General features: G+C 62.5%; 18 protein-coding genes. 1 reads left to right on the forward strand and 17 read right to left on the reverse strand.

Annotated features, from left to right (window positions below):
• Window positions 1–22 precede the first annotated feature (22 nt).
• The 12 genes from EKN06_RS12250 to rpsB form a co-directional block, all read right to left on the reverse strand.
• Window positions 23–670: an OmpH family outer membrane protein gene (locus EKN06_RS12250; RefSeq protein WP_127613209.1), complete on the reverse strand. Its 648-nt coding sequence runs from the start codon at window positions 668–670 to the stop codon at window positions 23–25.
• Window positions 670–3312: an outer membrane protein assembly factor BamA gene (bamA, locus tag EKN06_RS12255; RefSeq protein ID WP_127613210.1), complete on the reverse strand. Its 2643-nt coding sequence runs from the start codon at window positions 3310–3312 to the stop codon at window positions 670–672. The genes EKN06_RS12250 and bamA overlap by 1 nt, the downstream gene beginning before the upstream one ends.
• Window positions 3313–3511: 199 nt before the next feature.
• Complete coding sequence (gene rseP / locus EKN06_RS12260; protein WP_127613211.1) at window positions 3512–4627, reverse strand: RIP metalloprotease RseP; 1116 nt, start codon at window positions 4625–4627, stop codon at window positions 3512–3514.
• 28 nt (window positions 4628–4655) lie between these two features.
• Window positions 4656–5807 carry a 1-deoxy-D-xylulose-5-phosphate reductoisomerase gene (dxr, locus tag EKN06_RS12265; protein WP_127613212.1) on the reverse strand — a complete coding sequence of 384 codons (1152 nt, stop codon included), beginning with the start codon at window positions 5805–5807 and terminating at the stop codon, window positions 4656–4658.
• Entirely contained in the window at window positions 5807–6568 is a 762-nt protein-coding gene (locus EKN06_RS12270; protein WP_127613213.1) for a phosphatidate cytidylyltransferase, read from the reverse strand. The genes dxr and EKN06_RS12270 overlap by 1 nt, the downstream gene beginning before the upstream one ends.
• Entirely contained in the window at window positions 6555–7199 is a 645-nt protein-coding gene (uppS, locus tag EKN06_RS12275) for a polyprenyl diphosphate synthase (RefSeq protein ID WP_127613335.1), read from the reverse strand. Before uppS ends, EKN06_RS12270 begins: the two co-directional genes overlap by 14 nt.
• 74 nt (window positions 7200–7273) lie before the next feature.
• Window positions 7274–7831 (reverse strand): ribosome recycling factor, encoded by a 558-nt coding sequence (gene frr, locus EKN06_RS12280; protein WP_127613214.1) that lies wholly within the window; start codon window positions 7829–7831, stop codon window positions 7274–7276.
• Window positions 7832–7851: 20 nt separating this feature from the next.
• On the reverse strand, window positions 7852–8589 hold the full coding sequence (gene pyrH / locus EKN06_RS12285) for a UMP kinase (RefSeq protein ID WP_127613215.1): 738 nt from the start codon (window positions 8587–8589) through the stop codon (window positions 7852–7854).
• A 229-nt stretch (window positions 8590–8818) separates the two neighbouring features.
• Window positions 8819–9073, reverse strand: coding sequence for a hypothetical protein (locus EKN06_RS12290; protein WP_127613216.1), 255 nt, complete (start codon window positions 9071–9073; stop codon window positions 8819–8821).
• Between the two features lie 189 nt (window positions 9074–9262).
• Window positions 9263–9805, reverse strand: coding sequence for a carboxymuconolactone decarboxylase family protein (locus EKN06_RS12295; RefSeq protein ID WP_127613217.1), 543 nt, complete (start codon window positions 9803–9805; stop codon window positions 9263–9265).
• 318 nt (window positions 9806–10123) lie between these two features.
• On the reverse strand, window positions 10124–11047 hold the full coding sequence (gene tsf / locus EKN06_RS12300) for a translation elongation factor Ts (protein WP_127613218.1): 924 nt from the start codon (window positions 11045–11047) through the stop codon (window positions 10124–10126).
• Window positions 11048–11162: 115 nt separating this feature from the next.
• Window positions 11163–11921, reverse strand: a complete 759-nt coding sequence (rpsB, locus tag EKN06_RS12305; protein ID WP_127613219.1) for a 30S ribosomal protein S2 — start codon at window positions 11919–11921, stop codon at window positions 11163–11165.
• Between the two features lie 375 nt (window positions 11922–12296).
• On the opposite strand from rpsB, the gene EKN06_RS12310 reads away from it, so the two are divergent.
• Window positions 12297–12566, forward strand: coding sequence for a hypothetical protein (locus EKN06_RS12310; RefSeq protein WP_127613220.1), 270 nt, complete (start codon window positions 12297–12299; stop codon window positions 12564–12566).
• Here EKN06_RS12310 and EKN06_RS12315 read toward each other — a convergent pair.
• The 5 genes from EKN06_RS12315 to EKN06_RS12335 all read right to left on the reverse strand — a co-directional run bounded on the left by EKN06_RS12315 (window position 12511) and on the right by EKN06_RS12335 (window position 18080).
• Window positions 12511–13263 carry a CDP-alcohol phosphatidyltransferase family protein gene (locus tag EKN06_RS12315; protein WP_127613336.1) on the reverse strand — a complete coding sequence of 251 codons (753 nt, stop codon included), beginning with the start codon at window positions 13261–13263 and terminating at the stop codon, window positions 12511–12513. The two genes, EKN06_RS12310 and EKN06_RS12315, sit on opposite strands and share 56 nt — an antisense overlap.
• Window positions 13264–13364: 101 nt before the next feature.
• Window positions 13365–14114: a phosphatidylserine decarboxylase gene (locus EKN06_RS12320; RefSeq protein ID WP_127613221.1), complete on the reverse strand. Its 750-nt coding sequence runs from the start codon at window positions 14112–14114 to the stop codon at window positions 13365–13367.
• Window positions 14115–14293: 179 nt separating this feature from the next.
• Window positions 14294–14833 (reverse strand): nuclear transport factor 2 family protein, encoded by a 540-nt coding sequence (locus EKN06_RS12325; RefSeq protein WP_127613222.1) that lies wholly within the window; start codon window positions 14831–14833, stop codon window positions 14294–14296.
• Between the two features lie 101 nt (window positions 14834–14934).
• Window positions 14935–17091 carry a TonB-dependent receptor gene (locus tag EKN06_RS12330; RefSeq protein ID WP_127613223.1) on the reverse strand — a complete coding sequence of 719 codons (2157 nt, stop codon included), beginning with the start codon at window positions 17089–17091 and terminating at the stop codon, window positions 14935–14937.
• A gap of 230 nt (window positions 17092–17321) precedes the next feature.
• Window positions 17322–18080 carry an SDR family oxidoreductase gene (locus EKN06_RS12335; RefSeq protein WP_127613224.1) on the reverse strand — a complete coding sequence of 253 codons (759 nt, stop codon included), beginning with the start codon at window positions 18078–18080 and terminating at the stop codon, window positions 17322–17324.
• Window positions 18081–18082: the final 2 nt, after the last annotated feature.

Raw genomic sequence — 18082 nt, forward strand, 5'->3', positions numbered from 1 at the left:
CGTATGCCCCAATTACAGTGTCTTAACGACCGCCGGCGGCGGCATTGCCCTGCTGGGCGGCCTGTGCGGCTTCGGCCTCGCGCTGGGCGGCGGGCTTCCAGTTGGCGGGCGGAACCAGCTGTGCCTGCGGCAACAGCTTGTTGAGTTCGTTCAGCACGTCCTGGTTGATGTTGTAGGCCTGATCGGCAGCGACGATCGCGCTCGGGTTCAGGACGAGCGTGATGTTACGGCGCTTCTGTGCAGCGGTCATGGCTGCGGGGAGCTTGTCCGAAATCTGTTCGAGCACATAGGCGCGCGACAGGGCGACCGGCTGAAGCATACGGTTCAATTCCGCTTCGCCCGACTGCTGGATGCCCTGGATCTGCTGGGCCTGCTGCTGCAGCGCGGCCTGGTTCGGCTTGGCGACCTGCGCATCGGTCTGGTACTTTTTCACCAGCGGTTCGATCTGTGCCTGCAACTGCTTGCCGCGTGCTTCGGCGGCGTCGAGCTGCGCCTTGTACGTTGTCGGGCGCTGCTGTTCGGCCAGCTTGAAGGCCGCCGAATTGGCGACGATCGCATCGGGATTGGCGATGCCGATGCCGGGCGCGACCTGCGCGGTTGCGACAACCGGAAGAGCAACCGGCGCAGCGGCAGCGAGGGCCGCGGCGATGATCTTGTGCGAAGTCTTCATCAGAATTGGGTTCCTACGTTGAAGCTGAAGGACTTGATGTCGTCCCCTTCCTCCTTGAGGAGGGCCTTGGAAAAATCGAGCCGGAGAGGACCGAACGGCGAGTTCCAGCTGATGCCGACACCCACCGCCAGACGCGGCTTCGGCGTATCTCCGAGGTACTCTTCTGTGAAAGGCGAGATGTACAGGGTATTACTGGTCTCGCCGTCGGGCGCGATCGGGTTGTTGGTATAGATCGGTGCCGCGAGCGGATCGCCGTTTGCATCGACCCGTTGCAGATAGAGCGGGTTGGCGATCGACGTCACGTTCGGGTCCTTCAGACCCCAGACCGCTCCGATGTCGGCAAAGATCGAAGGACGCAGGCCCATTTCGCGCGCACCGGAACCGAGCGGAATTTCAAGCTCAGCACGACCCTTGTAGTACATGCGTCCGCCGAGCGCGTCGTCGGTCTGGTTGTCCTTCGATGCCACGGTGAAATTGCCGTCCTCGTCCGCCGTCAAGCGCGTCCGCACGACGCGCGGACCGACGCCGCGAATGTCGAAGCCACGGAAATCCGGTTCGCCAAGGAAGAAACGGTCAGTCAGGCGCACGTCGTCGGTGCCATCGATGCCGCGGCTCTTGAGCGACTTGATGTAGCCACCCTCGGCCTGCATCGACAGGACGAAGCCGTTGAGCACCGGCCAGTATTTGGCCGCGTTCGCACGCGCGCGGGCATAATGGACGTTGCCGCCAAGGCCGGCGAAGTCGAGGTTGCCCACCAGACGTTCGCCGCGAGTCGGGCGAACGCGATTGTTGAGCGAATCGTAGATCAGCGACGTGCCCACGATGGAGCTCGTCCGCTTACCCAGCGCGTCGCACAGGTATCGTCCGGCCACCAGCGGATCGCATTCGAGATCACCGTCGGCATCGGTGTCGCGGAAATACTGGTTGCCCAGCGTCACGTCCTCGAGGTTCAGCGAATAGCGCGCGATCAGCGTCATGTACTCGCTCAGCGGGGTGCCCGCGCGAAGCGAGAAGCCAGTCGTCGTGTTCTGGTACGTGTTGTTCCGGTCAGAATTGAAGTAGTTGAAGCTGTTATAGTCGCGGCGATAGATATCCGCGCCGAACGAGATGCTCGTGTCGAACATGTACGGTTCGGTGAAGCTGATCTGCGCAGCCTTGGAATAGCGCGAATAGTTCAGCGACAGGCCGACCGTCTGGCCACGACCGCGGAAGTTGCGCTGCTGGATCGAGCCTTGGAGGATGAAGCTTTCGAGGCTGGAGAAACCGGCCGAAAGCTGGAGTTCGCCAGTCGCCTTCTCCTCGACGTTGGCGATCAGCTTGACGCGGTCGGGCGCAGAGCCCTGCTCCTGCGCGACTTCGAAGTTTTCCTGGAAATAGCCCAGCGACTTGATGCGGTTGGTCGACCGCTTGACCTGCAGCGAATTGAACGCATCGCCTTCGGTGAGGCGGAATTCGCGGCGGATCACCTTGTCCTGCGTCAGCGTATTGCCGTTGATGTCGATCGATTCGACATAGACGCGCGGCGCACTGCCGATCCGGAACTTGACGCCCATCGTCAGGTCGTCCTTGTTCCGCTCATACTGCGGATCGACCTCGGCAAAGGCATAACCGAAAGCGCCAATGGTTTCGGACAATCCTTCGATGGTGTTTTCCACCATTTCTGCGTTGTACCAGTCGCCCTTCTTCATAACGAGGGTCTTAGTCAGCCCCTCCGAATCGAAGTCGCGAATCTCGCTGTCGACCGATACGTCGCCGAATTTATAGCGATCGCCTTCTTCCACCACGTACGTGATGATGAAGTCCTTCTTGTCCGGCGTCAGTTCGGCGATGGCCGACACGACCCGGAAATCGGCATAACCTTCCGTCAGGTAGAACTGGCGCAGCTTCTGCTGGTCGAAGGCAAGCTTGTCAGGGTCGTAGCTCGTTCCGCCTTTAAGGAAGGAAAGCGTGCTGGTCTGCTTCGTCAGCATCTCGCCGCGCAGGTCGCCGTCGGAGAAATGCTCGTTCCCGATGATATTGATCTGGCGGACCTTGGACTTGGGTCCTTCCTTGATCTCGAACACGATGTCGACGCGGTTCTGGTCGAGCGTGACGGCCTTGGGTTCTACCGTCGCGGCAAAGCGGCCCTGACGCTTGTACAGCTCGATGATGCGGTTGACGTCGGCGCGCACCTTGGAACGGGTGTAGATCTGACGCGGGGCAAGCTTTATCTCGGGAAGAATCTTGTCTTCCTTGAGCTTCTTGTTCCCCTCGAGGATGATGCGGTTGATGATCGGGTTTTCGACCACCTGGATGACGACGTTGCCGCCTTCTTCGCGGATCTTCACGTCCGAGAACAGTTCGGTCGCGTAAAGCTCCTTCAGCGCGCTGTCGGCCGCCGCTTCGGTATAGACGTCGCCCGGTCGCATCTTGACGTAGGACAGGATCGTCTGCGCCTCCAGCCGCTGCGCGCCGGCGACGGCGATCTGGCGGATGATGGCCTGCTGCGAGACGGTCGGCTCAGCCGCACCCGGCTCTTCGACGGCCACCACCTGCTGTGCAATCGCGGTTGCGGGCACAAGCGCCGTGCCCGCCAGAAGCGCGCTGAACAGCCCCACCTTACGGCCCGAGAAACGCTGCGATCCAAGTGCCTTTGCGGCCATCCAACATGCCTTCCTGTACATACATGCCCGCGCGGTCGCGCGGACCCGGCAAATGTCCCTGCCCGGCGCGCCGATATGGCCCGCCTCCGGCGTGTCGTGCCCTCTGCCCGATGGCTGTCCCAGTATCAACCCGAGCCTTGCGATTATCCGCGATTGCCGCCGTGCCGGACCGTTCCGGCGCACCCCGATCGGGGCTGGCTCAACTACCGAAGATGTCGAGGGAGGTGATGTCCAGAATTGTCACGAATACCATCAGGCCGAGAATAAGTGCCAGACCGGTTCTAAAGGCCATATCCTGCCCTTTCGCCGATACCGGCCGGCGACGAACCGCCTCGAACGCATAGAATGCGAGGTGCCCGCCGTCGAGGACGGGGATTGGCAGGAGGTTAATGAATGCCAAGTTAATTGAGATCATTGCGACAAACGCGATATAGGCGAACCAGCCTTGAACCAGCTGTTCGCCGGAGTATTTCGCAATCTTTACCGGGCCGCCCAGCTCGTCCAGCGAGCGCCGGCCGGTGACGATCTGCCACAGACCGACCGCCGACATCTTCATGATCGCAATCGTCTGGCGCGTTCCTTCGCCGAGTGCCGCGAATGGGCCGACCTCGTCGGTGCGGATGGCGTCCGTGCCGATGCCGATGCGGCCCATGCGGAATTCGTTGCCGAAACGGTCGATCTCGACATGGGTGTCAAGCTTGACCTCGGCGCTCTGCTCTTGCCCGTCGCGCTGCCACACGATGTTGATCGTTTCACCCGGATAGGGAATCACATGTTCGCGGATGTCGTCGAAACTGTCGATCTGCGTCCCGTCGACCGACACGATGCGGTCGCCCAGATTCATTCCGGCGGCCGCGGCCGGCGAATCCTGCATGATTTCGCCGATGACCGGCTCTGCCACGATCTTCCCGAATGCCATGGTAAAGCCCGCGATGATGAGGATCGCGACGAGCATGTTGGTCAGCGGCCCGGCGGCGACGATCGCCGCCCGCGCGCCAAGGCTTTTCGATTGGAAGGTCTGCGCCCGCTCTTCGTCTGGCAGGGCCAGCCAGTCTTCGGTCGGCTGGCTCGCCGGATTCATGTCGCCAGCAAACTGGACGTAACCGCCCAGCGGCAGGGCCGACAGCTTCCACCGCGTTCCACGCTTGTCGGTAAAGCCCAGCAATTCCCTGCCGAACCCGACCGAGAACGCTTCAGCCTTTACCCCGAACAGGCGGCCGACGAAGTAATGACCCAGTTCGTGCACGACCACCAATGGCGCAAGCACCACGATGAAGCCGAGCACGGCGGTCAGGAAATTGGGATTTTCGAACATCGTGCTGTCAGGCTTGTTCCCGTACGCGTCAGGCGCGCTCCAAAAGTCCCAAGGCCTGCCGACGCGCATCGGCGTCGGCGGCGATTACGTCTTCAAGCGAGGCGGGCGCGGCGGGAATGCCGCGGGCCAGCACATCCTCGCACTGTGCCACGATGCGGGTGAACCCGATCTTACCGGCAAGGAATGCAGCCACGGCGATTTCGTTGGCGGCATTCAGAACCGCCGGAGCCGCCCCGCCCGCATGCGCGCATTCGCGGGCGACCCGGGTTGCGGGAAACAGCGTTTCATCGGGCGCCCGGAACGTCAGCGTGCCGATGGCGGCCAGATTGAGCGGTTCGCACGGCGTATCCATCCGGCGCGGCCATGCCAGCGCGCTGGCGATAGGGACACGCATGTCCGACGGGCCAAGCTGCGCCAGCGTCGAGCCGTCGCGGTATTCGACCATCGAATGCACGACCGATTGCGGGTGGACGATGATGCGCAACCGATCCAGCCCCACCGGGAAGAGGTGAAACGCCTCGATGAATTCCAGTCCCTTGTTCATCATCGTGGCTGAATCGACGCTGATCTTCGCACCCATGTCCCAGTTGGGATGCGCGACCGCCTGTGCCGGAGTCGCGGCGATAATCTGGTCCAGCGTCGCATCGCGAAACGGCCCGCCGCTTGCGGTCAGCGTGATCCAGCGAACGTCGGCAAGGTCTTCACCATGAAGGCACTGAAAGATCGCGTTGTGTTCGGAATCGACAGGCAGCAGCGTCGCGCCATGCCGTGCGACAGCGGCGGTCATGACTTCGCCCGCGCTGACCAGCGCCTCCTTGTTGGCGAGCGCGATGGTCCCGCCCTGTTCGATCGCTGCCATCGTGGGGGCGAGCCCGGCACAGCCGACGATCGCGGCCACGGTGATGTCAGCGCCGCGCGCCGCCGACTCGATCAGCGCAGGCTGTCCGCCCGCCGCCTCGATACCGCTTCCCTCCAGCGCCTCGCGCAGTTCGGGCAGGCAGCCCTCATCGCCCACGACTGCAATTTCCGCATCGAATTCCCGCGCCAGACGAGCAAGGTCGACCGCGCTGCAATTGGCGGTCAGCGCGATGACGCGCCACTTGTCGCGTTCGCGGCGGATAAGATCGAGCGTCGAGGCGCCGACGGAACCCGTGGCGCCCAGAACCGAGATCGTGCGCATCACGATGCCACCAGCATTAGCGCACCGACCAGGATCGCGACCGGCAGCAGCCCGTCGATCCGGTCGAACACGCCGCCGTGACCGGGAATGAGCTGCGACGAATCCTTCAGCTTGGCATGGCGCTTCATCCAGCTTTCGAAAAAGTCGCCCGTCTGCGCCAGCACCGCTAGCACCGCGCCCGCGGCCAGTGCCGATACGATCAGCGTCGGCCCGAACACGACGAAAGTGGTGTCCTTCACGTTGGCTCCGCCATCGAACATGCCCAGTGTCCAGGCATGGGAAACGCCCATAAAGAGCACCAGCGCCAAAGTCGCGCCGACGATACCGCCGCCCAGCCCGGCCCATGTCTTGGACGGGCTGATGCTGGGCGCAATTTTCGGCCCGCCGATGGTGCGCCCCGCAAAATAGGCGAACGTGTCGATAAATGCGGTCACCAACACCGCAAAGACGACATACTGTACTTCCATCGCCACCATCAGCCACGCCGCGACACCCATGTAGAGCGCGCCGGCCAGCATCCAGACAAGCGTTGCCCCGGCCGAAAGCGGGATTTCGAGCCGCATCCGGCGTATGATCCGCTGCCATTCGTAATAGGCCGTCGCCGCCACGATCACGATGAACGCATCGAGCAGCCAGCCGCCCATCCACAGGCAAAAGCCCGCGACCGCGACCATGACGACGGCGGATGCAACTCGCTTCGGCAGGTCGGTATTGCGCCGCCCTTCGGGCGTCACGCGCGTTTGCGCCTCAACGTCCGCCATAGCGACGCTCCCGCCCGGCGAAATGGTCCAGCGCCTCGCGAAAATGCGCCGGGCTGAAATCGGGCCAGAGCACGTCGGTGAAATAAAGCTCGGCATAGGCCGCCTGCCACAGCAGGAAATTCGACAGGCGCACTTCGCCCGATGTCCGGATCAACAGGTCCAGCGGCGGCAGGCCCGCAGTGTCGAGATGGCGCGCAATGGCTTCTTCAGTCACTTCGCCTTCGGCGGCGGCGGCGCGGGCGGCCCGCACGATTTCTGCCTGAGAGCCATAGTTCAGCGCGATCGTCAGCGTTACGGCGGTATTCGCGGCGGTGCGTTCCAGCGCCCCGTCGATCAGCGCCACGGCTTCTTCGTCAAAGGCGGAATAGTCGCCAATGATGTTGAGCCGCACGCCCGCATCGGCAATTTCGTCTAGGTCGGAGCGGATGAAATGCTTCATCAGCGCGGTCAGGTCCGCGATCTCATCGGCGGGGCGGCCCCAGTTTTCGGTGCTGAAGGCATAAAGCGTCAGCGCCTCGACATCCGTATCGCGCAACGCGCGGACAAGCTGGCGCACGGCCTCGACGCCCTTTTTATGACCCATCGCACGCGGCAGCAGGCGCTTTTTAGCCCAGCGCCCGTTGCCATCCATGATGATGGCGACGTGGCGCGGGGTTGCGCCGCGCCCCTTTGCGCCAAGCTGCGCCTGTTGTGGCGCGGCAGCGGTCACTGGCTGAGGATTTCCTTTTCCTTCGCGTCGGCGACTTTGTCCGCCTCTGCGACGTACTTGTCGGTCAGCTTCTGAACGTCATCTTCGGACCGCTTGCGCTCGTCCTCCGAGATTTCCTTTTTCTTTTCGTCTTCCTTGAGCATTTCCATGCCGTCGCGGCGGACGTTGCGGATCGCGATCTTCGCCGCTTCGGAATATTTTCCGGCCAGCTTGGCAAGATCCTTGCGGCGCTCCTCGGTCAGGTCGGGGATCGGCAGGCGCAAGGTCTGGCCGTCGATCATCGGGTTGAGACCCAGGCCGGCGTGGGCGATGCCCTTTTCGACCGCGGTCACGTTCGAACGGTCCCAAACCTGCACGCTCAACATGCGTGGTTCTGGGGCGGATACGGTGGCGACCTGGCTCAACGGCATCATCGCACCATAGACTTCGCAAACCACGGGATCGAGCAGGGACACGTTGGCGCGTCCGGTGCGCAGGCCCGAAAGGTCGCTTTTCAGAGATTCGACGGCGCCAGCCATGCGGCGCTCGATATCGGCCTTGTCATATTTGGCCATGATGGGTCCTCTCTACTTGATCAGGATGCCGACCGGTTCGCGCCGGTTCGCACGATGGTCTGGATGCCGTCCCCTGCCAGCACGCGGGCAAGATTGCCACGCTCGCGGATGGAGAAGACTACGATGGGAATGTCGTTGTCGCGGCACAAGGCCACGGCGCTGGCATCCATCACCTTAAGGTTTTCGGCCAGCACGGTATCGTAATCGATGGTGTCGTAACGCGTCGCGCTTGCGTCCTTCTTGGGATCGGCGTTGTACACGCCGTCGACGCTGGTTCCCTTGAACAAAGCGTCGCAGCCCATTTCGGCGGCACGCAGCGCGGCACCCGAATCGGTGGTGAAATAGGGCGCGCCGACACCGGCGGCGAAAATCACGACGCGGCCTTTTTCAAGGTGCCGTTCGGCGCGGCGACGGATCACCGGTTCGCACACCTGATCCATCTGGATCGCGGACTGCACCCGGGTTTCGACACCCAGCTTTTCCAGCGCCGACTGCATCGCCAGTGCGTTCATGACGGTCGCCAACATGCCCATATAGTCGGCCTGGGCGCGATCCATGCCCTTGGCCGCACCCGCCATGCCGCGAAAGATGTTACCGCCGCCGATGACGAGGCAGATTTCGAGGCCGGTTTCCTTGGCCGCCTTGACCTCTCCCGCCAGCTTGGCGACGAAGTCGGTGTCGATGCCAAACTGCTGGTCGCCCATCAGCACCTCGCCCGAAAGCTTCAAAAGGATGCGTTTGGTATCGGCAAGGAGCATGGGGAACGGGGGACCCGGTTACAAAAGAGACAGTGCCGCGTCCCTAGCGCGGGTGCGCGCGGGGGGAAAGGGGAAAGGCAGAGCTTCGTGAACCGATACCGCGAAAGCTCGATTATCCCGAACGCCCGATTATCCCGAACGCCCGATTATCCCGAACGCAATGTGCGATTTTTTCCAGTCCGCGCGGGGGCCAGCCGCTGGCACGAGCATGACACGCCCGCTCAGGCGGTCAATCCTCGCGGCTTTCGACCAGATCGCAGACCATCCACAAGATGCCCAGATTGATCGCCGGCGCCATCAACGCGACGAGGAAACCGAACGTGTCGTCGCCTTCGAAAAAGAGATTCCAAGGCATGCCCAGCGGCATAAGGAACACACCCGCCATCGGATCCGGTTCCTGACCGAACCAGCCGAACGTACCGACCAGAAACAGGCCGAGCGCAATCACGTACAAAGCCGTGAATATTCGGACCACCCACTTCATTCGCGCTGCCCCCCAGGGTGCCATAAAGGCATGGGAGCGACCCGATTTCAGCTTAGCCGATCACAACCATCCACTCAATCGACCCGCCACCGATCCGGTCTCGGTCCGGCGCCACGAAACAGGTGCGTGGCGCCGGACCGAGAGGAATCAGGTTTGCTCGATGAGAGCTCAGGTATCAGAAAACGGCTATCAGGCCGCTTCGGCCAATGGCCCGCCGACGCTGCAGGCCTCAAGATCGGTGCCTAGAACATGGGCGACGCGGCCCATGCCCATCCACGCGGCGGTGCAATACGTCAGCTCGACGATTTCGCTGTCGGTCATCTGCGATTTCAATTCGGCCCAGAACGCCTCATCTTCGGCAAGGCCTTGCGGGTCTTCGCCCATCCGCTGCGAATAGCGGACGGCAACACGCTCCTTGGGGCTGAGCGCCGAAAGGTCGTTCGACAAGACGGCCTGATACATCGTCTCGTCCGGCTGCTCCGTCTTGTCGAGGGCCTGTTCATTAACGCCCAGCAAAGGCAGATCGCGCTGCGAACGCCAGTTCTTGCAGACGATGCAACCGTTGATCACCGCCGTCGCGATGCGGCACGCCTCAAACAGGCGCAGCGGCAACGTGGAATGGCGATAGGGTGCAAGCGCAAACGTATTGGCCGCATTGATGAGGTCGGAATTGTAATCCTCGGCCAGGTTGACGAGTGCATTGCCGGGTTGTGGTTTAAGTTCGACGCGCATTTTTGCCTCTCCACTAATTCGCGGCCGGTCATCGATCGCACCCGACGCGTTACGCGCCGGGCAACAGTGCCAGCCTTGTCCAGGCGCCACGTTGTGCAGCGCCCTGAATCAGGTCAAAAGCTACACCCGTGTCAAGACAAGTCAATCATGTTTGTTTTTTATCGGGCTATGACCGGTGCGAGCGCGCTCCGCCGTCCCCGCGCCATGCCGCCTGTCCGCGCCACCAAGACGCGATGATCGCTCACGCAACGAAAAAGGGGGCCGGAAAGCGCGATGCTCGCCGACCCTCATTTTCGTGGTTCGCACAGGTGCGAGCGATCAGCCGCCGACGGCAGCCGCGACTTCCGCCGCGAAATCGCTTTCTTCCTTTTCGATGCCTTCGCCCAGCTGGAAGCGGACGTAGTCCTTCAGCACGATCTTCGTGCCGGCTTCCTTGCCTGCCTGGTCGACGACCTGCTGAATCGGGGTCTTGTTGTCCATGACGAAGACCTGCGATAGCAGTGCGTTTTCCTTGGCGTACTTGGCGACGGCGCCATCGACCATCTTTTCCTGCACGTTTTCGGGCTTGCCGCTTTCGGCCGCCTTTTCACGGGCGATCGAACGTTCGCGCTCGATGATCTCGGCGTCGAGGCCTTCTGCGGTCAGCGCCTGCGGGAATGCTGCGGCGATGTGCATGGCCAGCTGCTTGCCCAGCGCTTCGAGCGCGTCGGCCGATGCATCGGATTCAAGCGCGACGAGAACGCCGATCTTGCCGAGGTTCGGAGCGGCGGCGTTGTGCATGTAAGGGACGATGACGCCCTGCGAGACCGAAACGGTCTTCATGCGGCGAACCTGCTGGTTCTCGCCGATGGTCGCAACGTTGCCGGTCAGCTTTTCGCCGACGCTACCGCCGTCGGGGTATGCGGCGGCCTTCAGCGCTTCGACATCGTCACCGGCCAGGCCAAGCGCGACTTCGGTGGTCTTGCGCACGAAATCCTGGAACTGGTCGTTCTTGGCGACGAAGTCGGTTTCCGAGTTGACCTCGACCGCCACGCCCTTGGTGCCCGAAACGGCCACGCCGACGAGGCCCTCTGCCGCGGTGCGGCTGGACTTCTTGGCAGCGGCGGCAAGGCCCTTGGCGCGCAGGAAATCAACCGCGGCTTCCATGTCGCCGTCGGTTTCGGTCAGCGCCTTCTTGCAATCCATCATGCCCGCGCCGGTCTTCTCGCGCAGGGCCTTCACGTCAGCGGCGGTGTAAGCCATCGCTCATGTCCTTTTTTAAAATGATAGTGTCGCCGGGCAGCACCATGGCGGCCCGGCGCACTGAACAGCAAATCATGACGGGCGCGTGACAATTCCGCGCCCCGTCCTGTTGGCCTTAGGCTTCGGCGGTCGCCTCTTCGGCAGCCGGCTCGGCCATTGCGCCGATGTCGACACCCGAATCGGCAACACCCTTGTTGCCACCCTTGCGGGCCGCAGCAGCAATCGCGTCGCAGTACAGGCGAACGGCGCGCGAGGCGTCGTCGTTGGCCGGAACCGGGAAGGAAATGCCGCTCGGGTCGACGTTGGTGTCGAGAATTGCCACGACCGGAATGCCAAGCACGTTGGCTTCCTTGATGGCGAGATCTTCCATGTTGGCGTCGATCACGAACATCACGTCCGGAATGCCGCCCATGTCACGGATGCCGCCCAGCGAAAGCTCGAGCTTGTCCCGCTTGCGGGTCAGGTCGAGGATTTCCTTCTTGGTCATGCCCGAGATTTCGCCCGAAAGCTTTTCCTCGATGGTTTTCAGCTTCTTGATCGACTTCGAAACCGTCTGCCAGTTGGTGAGCATGCCGCCCAGCCAGCGGTGGTTGACGAAGTGCTGACCGCACGACAGCGCTGCTTCGCGGATCGGGTCCTGCGCCTGACGCTTGGTACCGACGAACAGCACCTTGCCACCGGCCTGCGTTGTCGCCGAAACGAAGTCGAGCGCGCGCTGGAACAGCGGCACGGTCTGCGACAGGTCGATGATGTGAACGCCATTGCGCGAGCCGAAGATGTACGGCTTCATCCGCGGGTTCCAGCGGTGGGTCTGGTGGCCGAAGTGTGCGCCGGCCTCGATCAATTGCTGCATGGTGACGCCAGTGGACGCCATAATTCATTCCTTTCCGGTTGAGCCTCTGGAAGACGGATGACCGTGACAGCACCGCGATGGGCCCGCCAAGGCACCGGTGATGTGTGCCTTCCATGTGGATTTCGCCCGCGACGACACCGGCTGGAATGCCGAATCCGTCATGGACGAGCGGCCCCTTAGCCGCCCTTTGCATTAAATGGAAGCCCCCGCGCCGGCCAGGAGCAGGCGATCTGCCGCATCGACGGCGCTTGACAGATTAGAACAAAAAGAGAACAATGCGAATCAGGGAAACTACCTAGCGCCGTATTTCAGTCGGCGCGTCTCGCACTCCGTTCCGTCTGCATAGCGGAAGGAACGGGGGAACAAAAGGGGTTCATTGCGATGTTGTCGAGCCTGATGTCGTTCGTTGTGCTGTTTTTCTTCGTCGGGGTCGCGATGGTTGCCTGCGCATTGCTGGGCAGCCTGCTGTTCGACCTGTTGCCCGTGCTTCGTGATGGCGACCGGCGCGTTCGCCATCCGCTGGTGTTCCCCGAAATCGCCGACCGACCCACGGTTCGCCAGCCGGCGACCGTGCACAGGATCGTGTCAGCCCCGATTATTCCGGCGCGAATTATTCCGGCAGGGCGTCCTTCGGTTCGCTTCGCAGGGTTAAGCGCTGCCGCCTGACCTTGGCATAGCGCAACCAGCTAAAGGGAAGCAGCGCGAGATAGGCGATCGACACGATAGCCAGCGTCCACCACGGTTCGAGGAACAGGAACGCGCCCAAAAGGCCGATCAGCGCGATCAGTTCGATGCGTACCGAACGGGCCGGCTTGATCGACGTCCAGCTAAAGGTCGCGACGTTGGATATCATCAGGAAAGCGATCAGCACGACCCAAGGGCCGACAAGCAGCGGATCGCGAAATACCTGCTCGCCGGTCGCCTGCGACAGGTAAAGCGGGAGGAAGGCCACGCCAGCACCGACAGGAGCCGGGATACCGGTCAGGAACCCGGCCGACTTGTGGGGTTGTTCCTCGACATCGATTTGTGCGTTAAAGCGCGCCAGCCGCAACATGCAGCACAGCGCCAGAGCCAGCGACGCAAACCAGCCGAGACGCGGCAGGTCCTGCAACGACCAGAGAAACAGGATCAGCGCCGGGGCGACGCCAAAGGACAGCGAATCGGCAAGGCTGTCGAGTTCGGCACCGAACCGGCTTTGCGCCTTGAGCAGCCTGGCGATCCGGCCGTCGATACCGTCAAGCGCACCCGCGACGATCACGGCAAGGATGGCGCGATCGAAATCGCCGCCGATAGCGAAACGAATTCCCGTAAGGCCGATGCACAGCGCAGCGGCGGTAATCGCGTTGGGAACGACGGCGCGCATCGTCAGACCACGTGATCGCCGTCCGGGCACTGCCCGCTCGCCATGGGTCACGCGTGGCCCAACATCACCCGGTTCTGCGTAACGTTCGTCGAGCGGTTCGGTCACAGTCGCACACCTTCGAGTACGGGGGATTTGCCGATCATCGCGATGATCGTTTCCCCAGCGATGGTCTTCTGACCCTTGAGCACCATGGGTTCGGTGCCGGCCGGAAGATAGATGTCGACCCGGCTACCGAACCGGATCAGGCCGACCCGCTGGCCCGCACCCACGATGTCGCCGGGCTTGACGAAAGGGACGATCCGCCGCGCGACGAGACCCGCGATCTGGGTAAACCCGATCTTGGTGCCGTCCTGCCGATCGACGAGGAAATGCTGACGCTCGTTGTCCTCGCTCGCCTTGTCGAGATCGGCGTTGAGGAATTTGCCCGGAATGTAGACGACCCGTCGAACCGTACCGGCGATGGGCGAGCGATTGATGTGGACGTCGAAAACGCTCATGAAAATCGACACGCGCGTAACAGGCTGAGTGCCCATTCCGGGGGATTCCGGCCCGTCGTCCATTTGCAGTTCGGGCGGAGCCGGCACTTGCGCGATCAACGTGATCAGGCCGTCGGCCGGCGCGACCACCATGTCGTCACCCTGAGGCACGACCCGCTGCGGATCGCGAAAGAACGCAAGCACGCCCACCGTCAGGAAGGCAAGCGGCCACGCCAATGTCTCCCACGCCAGAAACGCAAAAACTAGTGCGGCGGCCGCGATGATGAGACCGAACTTGCGTCCCTCGGGGTGAATGGGCGGCCAGCTCCAGCCCGCTTCGCCACGTCCCCTGTTATCGAGAATTTCTCCTGCCATCGCCGCTATCTAGGGCCGCGATGCCCGGGCGGCAAGGAGAGCTTGCCCCGTCACCCCCCGGTTTCGCCTTTGGCCATGCGCACATTCAACCCTTTGCGATGTCGGAAGGCCGACATACATGGAGCCGTCAGGAATATCATGCAGACCGCATCAAGCGACTGGAAAACGGCTTAAGCCGATCACCCCGATATTGGCACGCTCGCAAAGTCGGGATGGTGCTGGCCGGTTGCGCCAATCGTGTTCAGCGCCGACAGGTCGCCGGTGATCGCGATGTCGTCCCAGTGCGTGCCCGCGACTAGGATGTGTTTGCGCGCCGAAATCGCCCATCGCCCGTCGCGCTTGCTCAGCCGGTCGTTATAGAAGCCGAAGAATCCCGAAAGCCCGCCCGGATCACCGCTTTCCACCGCCGCAATCGCCAGCGACAGGTTGTAACCCGTCGCCCGCGCTTCGTTTCCGGCAATTTCGGTACGCAACTGGCTGGTAAAATGCCAACGGCGACCCAAGCCGCTTTCGAAAGCCATCAGGATCGGCTTGAACTCGGCGCCGGTGCCCTTGAAAAAGCCATAGTCGATATCGGCATCGTCCCAGAACACGCGGTCGAGCGTCTTTTCATCCAGCCAGTCCAGCGCCAGCGAGTAATCGGCAAGAACCTTCGCGATGGCGCGTTCGTCCTCCAGCTCGCTCAGGCGAGCCTCCAGCGCCGCAATCCTGTCTTCCATGCCGCATTCTCCCGATTTCACGTTCCAATCCGCCGGAGCCAAGGCGCCATGTCAATGTGAAACCGCTTCGAAGGGGCTGAAAACAGCCGGCTCGCCTCCGCTCAAAACGATCCCTTGACCAGCAATCGGAAGATCGGCCCGATCTTATGGTCGGCGGATTCCGAAAACAGCACCGGATCGCGCAGGCGCCTGCCGTTCCACACCGTCCGCTCCTGACGGTTCCGTGCGCCGAGCACGTTGCCGACTTCGCCGCGCACAGTCATCCCCAGCACGTTCTTGTGCTCGGCGAAAACGTTCATGAAGACCGGGCCTTCCCATTCCTGCTGAGTTTCGGTGAGGTAATAGCGAGGGCGGCTTTTCGAGGTGGATGCGCCGAAGCCGTAGGCCACGTCGGATCGCGGGATATCATGCCGGAACTCGGCGCTGGCCCCATACCAGTCGTTGCCGCTGATCGGGCGATTTTCACCCGACAGCGGATCTCGCACCGAGCTGTCTTCATAAACGGCTTCGGTATCGAGCTTGGCCCCGCTCAGCCCGAGCGCCGCGAATTCGAGCGTCCCGGTCCAGCGCGCGCCATATTGATAGGCGCGAGGCAGATTGCCGACCGTTTCGCCATCCTCTCCAATGGGCACGATGTCGATGATGTCGTCAATCTGCCGAGCCCATAGCGCAAGCCGCGTCTTGCCCCATTTGCCCAGCGAACGCCCCGCCTCGACATCCAGCTCCCAGCTTTGCGGCGGGACGAGATCGGGGTTGCCGCTATCCTCGCGATCCACCTGCAGGTCTTGCTGCGCAAGGAAATCGTAGAAGTTGATCTGTCCGACCCGGCGGCGCAGTTTCAGGCTGAAATCCCATACCTTATCCGGCCGCCAGCCAAGCGTGACGCTGCCCTTTGGCCGCACGAAACGGCGGGTCACGACCTCGCCCGTCTCTCGCGAGAGTTCGGAATATTCGGCACCGCCGTCGACTTGCAGGTCAAGCTTCGGGGACAGCGCGCGGCTGAACGTCGCCATCGCTTCGTACCGGGTTTCGGTCACTTTGCCGCTACCGCCGGGGAACGGGATTTCACCATAATCGCCATCATCTTCGAGCAGGAACAGCGAGCCCTCCTGATCCAGCAAATTGTAGGCGCGTTCCAGCGATATCTGCCAGGTGTTGCGCCCGCCCTTCCAGCCATATTCCCCGCGCAGCACGGTTTCACCGATCAGGCTGTCGCGAACGAACAGCACGCCGCTGTCGGGCGATCCGTCGGTAAAGCGCGTGGTCTGATAATTGTCGATCGGTTCGTCGTCGAAATGGCGCAGGCCGATCAGTTTCAGCCGACCGGGCCCAAGCTTGAAGTCGACATCGCCGCTCATATCGAATTGATAACCGTTGTTGGTCGACGTCAGGTCGCGACTGAATGGCTGGCCGATGACCGGACGACGATCCTGATCGAGCGTCAGTTCGTACCAATACGGCGTGATCGCGACGGTCAGGTTTCCCTTCGAACTGCCCGGTCCGTCGACCGCGACCTGAGCCTGTATCTTGGTAAAATCGATCCCCGTCTGCAGCACTTCGCGCCGGTTTTCGCGCAACAGGCCGTCAGGGCCGAATATCCTGACAGGCCCGCCAAATGCACCGCGCGAGCCGTCGTCTTCGACCGACATGGTATAATCCACCGGCCCCGCCTTGTCGGAATAACTGACCTGCCCCCGGAACCAGAACGGGCGGGCATAGTGCGCGCGCCATTCGGGGTTCCACTGAAACTGGCCGACCGCGCCGCCCCGTTCGGCCCGGATCACGTTGGCGACCTGACCCGAAAGTCCGGCGATGCCGAGGCTGGACGAATCGACGATTTCGATCCTGAGCACTTCGGCCGCGGTGATCCGCTGCAATTCACGCAAGGCTCCGCCCGATTTGTTGGCGATCCGCTTGCCGTCGATCAGCACGTTTTCCGACGCTTCGCCAAGGCCGCGCTCGCCATTGGCCTGCTTTATCGAAAAGCCAGGCACCTGCACCAGCATGTCGTATGCAGTGCGCGGCGCAAACCGTGCGAAGTGATCGGCATCATAAATGCGCGCATCGCCGCGAACATGCGCTTCGACGGGGGGCGCTGCCTCGCCCTCGGGTTCACTCGCCTGCGCGGGAAGCGCAACCAGCGCCCAGCCAAGCGCGACGGGGCTGGCCAGTCCGGCAATGCCCCGGCGGAAATCGCGTTTGCCCCGGCCGTGACCGCGTTTGATCGCGGCGCGCATTTCGCGCCCTTTGTCGTGCAAAGAAATCGTCCCGTCCCATCTTCTATACCGCGCCGCGCCCCGATCATATTCGGGCGCGACCAATCAACAGAATTGGGCAAGACAGCGGCGGTGCCGCAGCCGCCATCGCGGTTCGACGGGAAGCAAACCCTGTCCGACCAGCAACTTGTCTCAGCTGAAACGATTTAATGGGAATGGTCGGCAGCGAGGCGTTCCGGCAGCATTCGCAGATTGGCCCGCTCATTCAGGCGTTAAAGCGACGACCCGCCGTCGAGCACGAACTCCGCGCCGGTCGCAAACGCGCTCTCGTCGCTGGCAAGATAAAGGCATAACGACGCAACTTCGTCCGCGCGGCCGAGCCGACCGATCGGGTGCCCCTTTACCCATTGGGCGAACAGCGCGTCGGGATCGTCCGATTGGGCCAGCACCTTGTCGAGGATTGGGGTTCGGATCACGCCGGGATGCACCGAATTGCACCGCATGCCGTATCCCTTGTGCGCGTAATGCAGCGCGATGGATTTGGTCATGTGCGTCACCCCCGCCTTGGCCGCGTTGTAGGCGACGAGATAGTCGCTGGCCCGGATGCTGGCCATTGACGCGATATTGATGACCGAACCGCCGGTGCGCTTCATGAGTGGGACGACGTGCTTGCAACCAAGGAACACGCCCGCAAGATCGACGTCCAGTTCATGCCGAAAGGCATCGAGCGTCACGTCCTCGACCGAGCCGATCGTCGTGATCCCGGCACAGTTGACGAGTATGCCGACCTGCCCGTGCGTCACGTCAAGCCGAGCAAATGCGTCGATCCAGTTCTGCTCCTGCGTCACGTCGAGCTTTGCGAAGTCCGCGGCATCGCCCAATTCACCGGCCAGCGCCGCACCGGCAGCCGCGTCGATGTCGGCGATGAGAACTTTCGCGCCTTCTTCGACGAAGCGGCGCACGATCGCCTCGCCCAGCCCCGACGCGCCCCCCGTCACCAACGCGACTTTTCCTGCGATCCGGCCTGTCATGG

The organism is Croceicoccus ponticola, from assembly GCF_004004515.1.
Taxonomy (GTDB): domain Bacteria; phylum Pseudomonadota; class Alphaproteobacteria; order Sphingomonadales; family Sphingomonadaceae; genus Croceicoccus; species Croceicoccus ponticola.